Below are 6,401 nucleotides of genomic sequence, written 5' to 3' on the forward strand. Positions count from 1 at the left end.
ACCCTCGCCCGCGCCGGGCACGCCCCGGCGCCGGCGGGAGCGGCGGACCTCGCGACGCTCGCCCGCGACGCGGTCGAGCGCCACCGGGCGGAGGCCGACGAGCGCGGCGTCACGGTGGTCGTCGACGGAGTGTCCGCGCCGGTGGCGGCCGACGAGACCCTCGCCGGCATCGCGGTCGGCAACCTCGTCGAGAACGCGATCCGCCACAACCGTGTCGGCGGAGCCGTCCGCGTCGCGGTCACGGCCGACGCGCGCGGCGTCGAGCTCGCGATCGAGAACGACGGGCCGCAGCTCACCGCGGTGGAGGCGGCGCGGCTCGTGGAGCCGTTCCATCGCGGCGAGCAGACCCGCCTCGCCGGACCGGGCTCCGGGCTCGGGCTCACCCTCGCCGACGCCGTCGCGCGTTCGCTCGGCGCGACGCTCGTCCTGTCGCCGCGGGACGGCGGCGGCCTGGTCGCCCGGCTCGCGTTCCCCTCCCGCCCGGCCGGCGGTCTCGGCATGCCGCGCGTCTGACCTAGAGTCTCAGGACGAGCAGTCGACCGCTGGGGAGGCGATCCGCATGGCCTTCCGCACGAGCGCCTACTGGAACCACAACACCGCATACCACCCGTGGATCGCGCGCGTGGCCGCTCGGCGCGGGCACCGCGACCTCCTCGACGTGGGCTGCGGCGACGGGCTCCTGCTGGAGCGGCTCGCCCCGCACCTGCGCTCGGCGACCGGCATCGAGCCGGATGCGACGGCGATCGCGCACGCTCGAGCCCGGCTCGCCGGCATCCAGAACACCGCCCTCGTGCAGAGCGGCTTCGACGACTACCCTCCGGATGCCGGCCGGTTCGACCTGATCACGTTCGTGGCGAGCCTGCACCACCTGCCGCTGGAGGAGACGTTGCGCAGGGCGGCCGGTCTGCTGCGCCCGGGCGGCGACGTGCTGGTGGTCGGCCTCGCCGCGAACAGGTCGGCGCTCGACTGGACCGTGTCGGCGCTGTCGGTTCCGCTCGTGCGGGCGAGCTCCGTCCTGCACCGCGAGACGGGCGACATCGGCGTGCCGACCGCGCCGCCCCGCGAGAGCCTCGCCGAGATCGGCTCGGCGGCCCGTGCGCTGCTGCCCGGCGTGCGCATCCGACGCGGTCTCTACTACCGCTACCTCCTGCGCTGGACGAAGCCGAGCGAGCCCGCGCCGTCCTCGTGAGACGGCATCCCGTGTCGCGCGATTGGGGCGCGCGCGGTCACGGGATGCCGATGGCGGGCGCGGCTCGGTCAGCGGCGCACGCGGTAGCGCAGGTGGAGCACCCGCTCGCCCCGGATCACGTCGTCGGGATCCTCCAGCAGGTGCTGCGCATCGACCGACCCGAAGTAGCGCTTGCCCGACCCGAGCACGACCGGTGCGACGTCCATGCGCACCTCGTCGACCAGGCCGGCCGCGAACGCCTGGCCGCCGACGTCGCCGGCGGCGACCTCGACCACGCGGTCGCCCGCGAGCTCCTGCGCCTTCGCGACGGCGGCCTCGATGCCGTCGACGAAGTGGAACGGCGCCTCGGGATGCCAGCCCTCGGGCCTGCCGCGGTGGGTCACGACGATCACGTGGTCGATCCCGCTCGGCGGCACTCCGTCCCAACCGTCGGTCAGGTCGAAGACGTGGCGGCCGACGATCGTCACGCCGATCTCGTCCCAGTAGGGCCGGACGTGGTCGTAGGACGCCTGCGACACCTTCAGGACGCCGCCGTCGTCCAGCGGCACGTCGCCGGTGACCAACCATTCGAACAGCGGGCCGGGGTCGTCGTCCGCGTCGGCGATGAAGCCGTCGATCGACACCGAGGCGTTCATGACCACCTTGCCCATGGGCTCTCCTCTGATCGCGTGGCTCCACGCTAACGCCCGCGCCGTCGGGGCGCGGTGCGAGACTGGGAGGACGGGGCGTCCCGGCCCCGGGAGGGAGGCCGCGATGCGCTCGGCCATTCCGATGGAGGGGAACCCCTGGCCCCACGACATGGTCCTCTCGATCGCAGACGACCCCAACATGGTGCTGGAGCTGCTGTGGGTGCGTGAGGCCTGGGGCCTCCACCCGGTCGGCGATCTGCCCCCGTTGCTGATCGACGCGCCCGGGGATGTGCGCGAGACGCCTGACGCGACATCGTGGGAAGCCGCGTGGCCGGCGCTGTGGGATGCCGTGATCGCGCATGCGGGAGTCGTCATCGATCCCGGTCTCTTCGACGAGGTCGCGGCGGCTCCACCGGGGTCGCCGGCACGCGCCGCGCTGATCGCGCAGCTGCGTGGTCCGAGCTGGCGCGACCGATTCGGCGACGCCGCCTTCGACGACCGCTACCTTTCCTGGACCGAACGGCGGTTCCAGGAACGCATCAGTCTCCATGCGCGTCCGCTGGAAGAGCACCCCGAACGCCGCTCGCTCGCGGCGCTCGTGCCCGCGTGGGAGGCCGGGCTGATGAGGATCGTGACCATCCCGTGTCGCGGCGAGCACACCCGGGTCATCGGCGACTCCGCGCTGCTCGTGACCGACGCCACCCGCGCCGATCCCGAGCTGTACTCGGCGGCACTGGCATCCTTCACCCGGCACGCCGAGCCCGGCGCATGAGCGAGACGGCCCCGTCGGCAGGGTCGCGCTTCTGGCGCTGGCTGAAGCACGGGCGCGGCGTCGGGAGTCGTGGCTCGGCGGTCTACCTGCAAGCCCCTGAGCCGCGCTGGTGGTCGTTCCCGGTGCGGACGTGGCGGATGCTGGCACGACACCGCACGATCGTCCCGACGCCGTTGCTCTATGTCGTCGTCGCCGGGGTCGGGCTTGCTGTGGGCGTCGTGCTTCAGCTGACGGTCGGAGTGTGGTGGTGGCTGCCCCCGATCCTGCTGCTCATCGTCGCGTGGCTGGTGTTCTTCAGCTCGATCTGGTGGCGCCCCGGCGCACGAGGAGGGAGCCTCCGTGTCGAGCTGCTGTCGGCCGTGGACCCGCAGCGGGGGTTCGAGGCACGGCGCCGGGAACAGCTCGAGCGGGTGCGGGCCGCCGGCATCCCGCTGTTCGAGATCGAATCGTGGCCGGGGATCGTTCGCCTCGTGGGGTGGGGCGGTGAGGCCGGCAGGATCACCCACGTCGCCGTCGGCTTCGTCGACGAGGAGGAGTCGCCAGTAGCCATCACGGTGACCACGATCACCGCCGCGTCCGAGCGCGAGGAGCACGTGCGCGATCGATTGCTCGGCGAGCTGACCGGTCGGCGCGTGGACGCGCGGATGCCGCCGCTCGCGGCTCCGGATGCGATGCGCGACGCGCACCTCCGGCTGCGCGACGAACTGCGGGCATCGACCTGGATGCCGGTCACGATCCGCATCGATGGGAAGGACCATCGCGGTGCAGGCCTCCGCGCGCACGGCGTCTCGGCGGCCTACTGTGCGGTCGGCGACGTATGGGCGACGATCGTGACCCCCGCCGACGCCGACCTCCGGCTGCGCAGGATCGTCGATCCCGACCGAGTCATCGACGCGACGCTATCTCTCGGTTAGATGATCTAAAGTTGAGATAGTACGCGGCGACGGGAGGCTCCGATGGGTCGATACATCGAGCGTCTGTGGCATCCCGAGAACGCGAGCGGCCTGAGCCGCAGGGATCGCGCGCCGGGCCGCTACCGCGCGTATGTGCCGGACGAGCTGGGGGAGCGGCTTCCGATCCTCGGCGTCGATGCGCAGGCGGCCGCGGAGGACGCGCTGGCGGTGCTCGCGCGGGCCGACGAGCGGATCGGCGCGCGCGGCCGGTATCTGAACCACCTGCTGATCCGATCCGAATCCATCTCCTCCTCCTGGATCGAGGGGAATCGGGTCACTCCGAAGGGCCTCGCGATCGCGGAGCTGCTGCACCACGGGCCGCGTCAGGCACTCGACGTCGTGGCGAACGTCCGCGCGACGGAAGCCGCGATCGCAGGGCTCGCGGACCGCACGCGCGCGATCACGACCGACGACATCGTGGACCTCCAGCACGTCATCGAGCCGGCTCTGGGACGAGGCCTGCGAGAGGAGCAGAACTGGGTCGGCGGGCCGGGCTGGTCCCCGCTGCGTGCGGCATTCGTGCCGCCGCCGGAAGCCGACGTGCCTCGCCTCGTCGCCGACCTCGCGAGCTTCGTCACGCAGACCTCCGGCAACCCCGTGGTGCGCGCCGCGATCGCGCACGCGCAGTTCGAGACGATCCATCCGTTCGTCGACGGCAACGGCCGCACCGGGCGCGCTCTCATCCACACGATCCTGCGTCGGGCGGACGCCCTGCGAAATGTGCTCATCCCGATCAGCACGGTCTTCGCGGGCGACACGGACTCGTACGTCGCAGGTCTTGTCCGATACCGCGCGGAGCCGCCGGCGCTGGACGACTGGGTGGTCGGTTTCGCGCATGCCGCCGAGCGAGCCGCGGGCAACGCGGTGAAGCTCGCGGATGACATTGCCGCACTTGATCATGGGGTCTACGACCGCCTCGTCGCTTTCCGTCGTGAGCGCGGAGCCAATCCTGCCGCGCCTCGACGGGATGCCGTCGTGCTCCGCATCCTCGACACACTGGCATCCGACCCGGCGCTGACCGTCGACTCTGTGAGCACGCGATTGAGTGTGTCGCCGCAGGCCGCGCACCGCGCGCTCACCGAACTGGCCGATGCGGACGTCCTCGGCCGGACGAAGGATCAGCGCGGGCGGCTGGTCTGCTGGACCGCGGATCGTCATCTGGCTCTCGTCGCCCTCACGGAGCGGAGCAACCGCGTCGGCGGGGAGGACACGCGAAACCGCAAGCCGCGGCTCGGGCCGCCGCTGCCGACGTGAGTTGGCGTCGGGTACGCGCCTGACCTGGCGCATCCTGCCGCCGTGGCGGCGTCCGGCGACAGAATGCGCCAGGCGAGTGCGGCGGGCGTGCCGTTGACGTGGCGCATCTGGTCGCCATCCCGGCGTCCGGCGACGATACGCGCCAGGCGAAGAGCCCCAACGCGCGAATCCGAGACGACCCGCATGCGGGGCGGAGTCGGTACCGTCGGAGTGACGGCCGTGCGCCGCCACGCGCACGGAAGGAGGAGGCGATGAGACACACTCCGCGGTATCTCATGACGGATCCGGACGAGGTCAAGCGCCTGATCCGCGGCAACCCGTGGGCGACGTTCGTGTCGGCGACGTCGAACGGGCTCGTCGCCTCGCACTACCCGGTGCTGCTCGACGAGGACGCCGACGGGATCGTGATCGTCAGCCATTTCGGCAGACCCGACGAGCAGCTGCACGAGCTGGGCGAGCACGAGATCCTCGTGATCGTCCAGGGCGCGCACGACTACGTCTCGGCGAGCTGGTACGCGCCCGGCGACCTCGTGTCGACGTGGAACCACGTCACCGCGCACCTGTACGGCGTGCCCGAGCTCCTCTCCGCCGACGAGAACTACGCGATGCTCTCGCGCCTCACCGACCACTTCGAGCGGCACTACCCGAACGGGCGCAGTCTGTCCGACGACGAGGCGGGCACGCGACGCATCGCCAAGGGCACGGTCGGCCTGCGCATGCGCGTCACGCGCTTCGACGCCCGCGCCAAGCTCAGCCAGAACAAGTCCGACGAGGTCGCCGAACGCATCATGGGGGAGCTCGCCGCCGGCAACCCCCGCCTGGCGGACGAGATGCGCCGAGTGCGCGAGTAGACGCCCGTGGCGATGGACGAGCTGGATGCCCGGCTGCACCGGATCGGGCAGCATCCGTTCCGTGCGCGGTTCCGGCTGTTCGGGCGCGACCGCGCGGTGGTCGACCTCCGTGGCATCGAGACGGTCCGCCGGCATGCGGGGGAGATCGTCGAGCGCAGGCTCGCCCCGGCCGCGCCGCGCAACGACGGTCGGCAGACGCCGTATCGGGGGCATCCGGTCTTCGTCGCGCAGCATGCGACGGCGACGTGCTGCCGGACGTGTCTCAGCCGCTGGCACGGGATCCCCGCCGGGAGGGCGCTCGACCCCGCGGAGCAGGCATACGTCGTCGAGGCGATCTGCCGTTGGATCGCCGCGCAGTACGCACCGAAGGGCCCGCCGTCATGAACGCGGATGGGGAGGCCATGACGCAGGACGAGAGGCTCCGTTCGCTGCTGCTCGCGCAGCAGGAGCGCACGAGGATCCGGGTCGAAAGGCTGGCCGCCGACCTCGACGCGTTGACCAGCGCCCGGCGGGGCGAGTCCGACGACGACGAGCACGATCCCGAGGGCGTGACGCTCTCGTCGCAGTGGTCGATGCTGGCCGGCCTCCTCGAATCCGCGCGGGACGAGGACCGGCAGACCGAGGAGGCGATGCGACGCCTCGACGCCGGCACGTACGGCGTCTGCGTCGTCTGCGGTCGGGCGATCCCGCTCGCCCAGCTCGAGGTGCGGCCCTTCCGCGACCGCTGCGTGGCCTGCGCCGAGCGCCGCTGAC

The 6,401-nt window shown here is 72.1% G+C and carries 9 protein-coding genes; 8 read left to right on the forward strand and 1 reads right to left on the reverse strand.

Translation table 11 applies throughout. From position 1 onward, the window contains the following. Positions 1–513 (forward strand): HAMP domain-containing sensor histidine kinase (locus WML84_RS11735; RefSeq protein ID WP_347346328.1); only part of this gene is annotated, 513 nt, incomplete at its 5' end. A 46-nt stretch (positions 514–559) separates the two neighbouring features. Then, positions 560–1,189, forward strand: a complete 630-nt coding sequence (locus tag WML84_RS11740) for a class I SAM-dependent methyltransferase (protein WP_347346329.1) — start codon at positions 560–562, stop codon at positions 1,187–1,189. A 68-nt stretch (positions 1,190–1,257) separates the two neighbouring features. On the opposite strand, the gene WML84_RS11745 is transcribed toward WML84_RS11740, so the two are convergent. Beyond that, complete coding sequence (locus tag WML84_RS11745; RefSeq protein ID WP_347346330.1) at positions 1,258–1,839, reverse strand: dihydrofolate reductase family protein; 582 nt, start codon at positions 1,837–1,839, stop codon at positions 1,258–1,260. A 178-nt stretch (positions 1,840–2,017) separates the two neighbouring features. Here WML84_RS11745 and WML84_RS11750 point away from each other — a divergent pair, with 178 nt between their 5' ends. The 6 genes from WML84_RS11750 (at position 2,018) to WML84_RS11775 (ending at position 6,400) form a co-directional block, all read left to right on the forward strand. Continuing rightward, positions 2,018–2,590 (forward strand): hypothetical protein, encoded by a 573-nt coding sequence (locus tag WML84_RS11750; protein WP_347346331.1) that lies wholly within the window; start codon positions 2,018–2,020, stop codon positions 2,588–2,590. Next, the gene (locus WML84_RS11755) at positions 2,587–3,504 is read left to right on the forward strand and encodes a hypothetical protein (protein ID WP_347346332.1); all 918 of its coding nucleotides are present in this window, start codon (positions 2,587–2,589) and stop codon (positions 3,502–3,504) included. The genes WML84_RS11750 and WML84_RS11755 overlap by 4 nt, the downstream gene beginning before the upstream one ends. A 42-nt stretch (positions 3,505–3,546) precedes the next feature. Then, positions 3,547–4,797: a Fic family protein gene (locus tag WML84_RS11760; protein WP_347346333.1), complete on the forward strand. Its 1,251-nt coding sequence runs from the start codon at positions 3,547–3,549 to the stop codon at positions 4,795–4,797. 251 nt (positions 4,798–5,048) lie between these two features. After that, positions 5,049–5,648 (forward strand): FMN-binding negative transcriptional regulator, encoded by a 600-nt coding sequence (locus tag WML84_RS11765; RefSeq protein ID WP_347346334.1) that lies wholly within the window; start codon positions 5,049–5,051, stop codon positions 5,646–5,648. A gap of 12 nt (positions 5,649–5,660) precedes the next feature. Then, entirely contained in the window at positions 5,661–6,032 is a 372-nt protein-coding gene (locus tag WML84_RS11770; RefSeq protein WP_347346335.1) for a DUF4186 domain-containing protein, read from the forward strand. A gap of 17 nt (positions 6,033–6,049) precedes the next feature. Then, entirely contained in the window at positions 6,050–6,400 is a 351-nt protein-coding gene (locus WML84_RS11775; protein ID WP_347346336.1) for a TraR/DksA C4-type zinc finger protein, read from the forward strand. Position 6,401: the final 1 nt, after the last annotated feature.

Origin of the sequence: Microbacterium sp. (assembly GCF_039812165.1) — a bacterium.
In the GTDB taxonomy this organism is placed as follows: Bacteria; Actinomycetota; Actinomycetes; order Actinomycetales; family Microbacteriaceae; genus Microbacterium.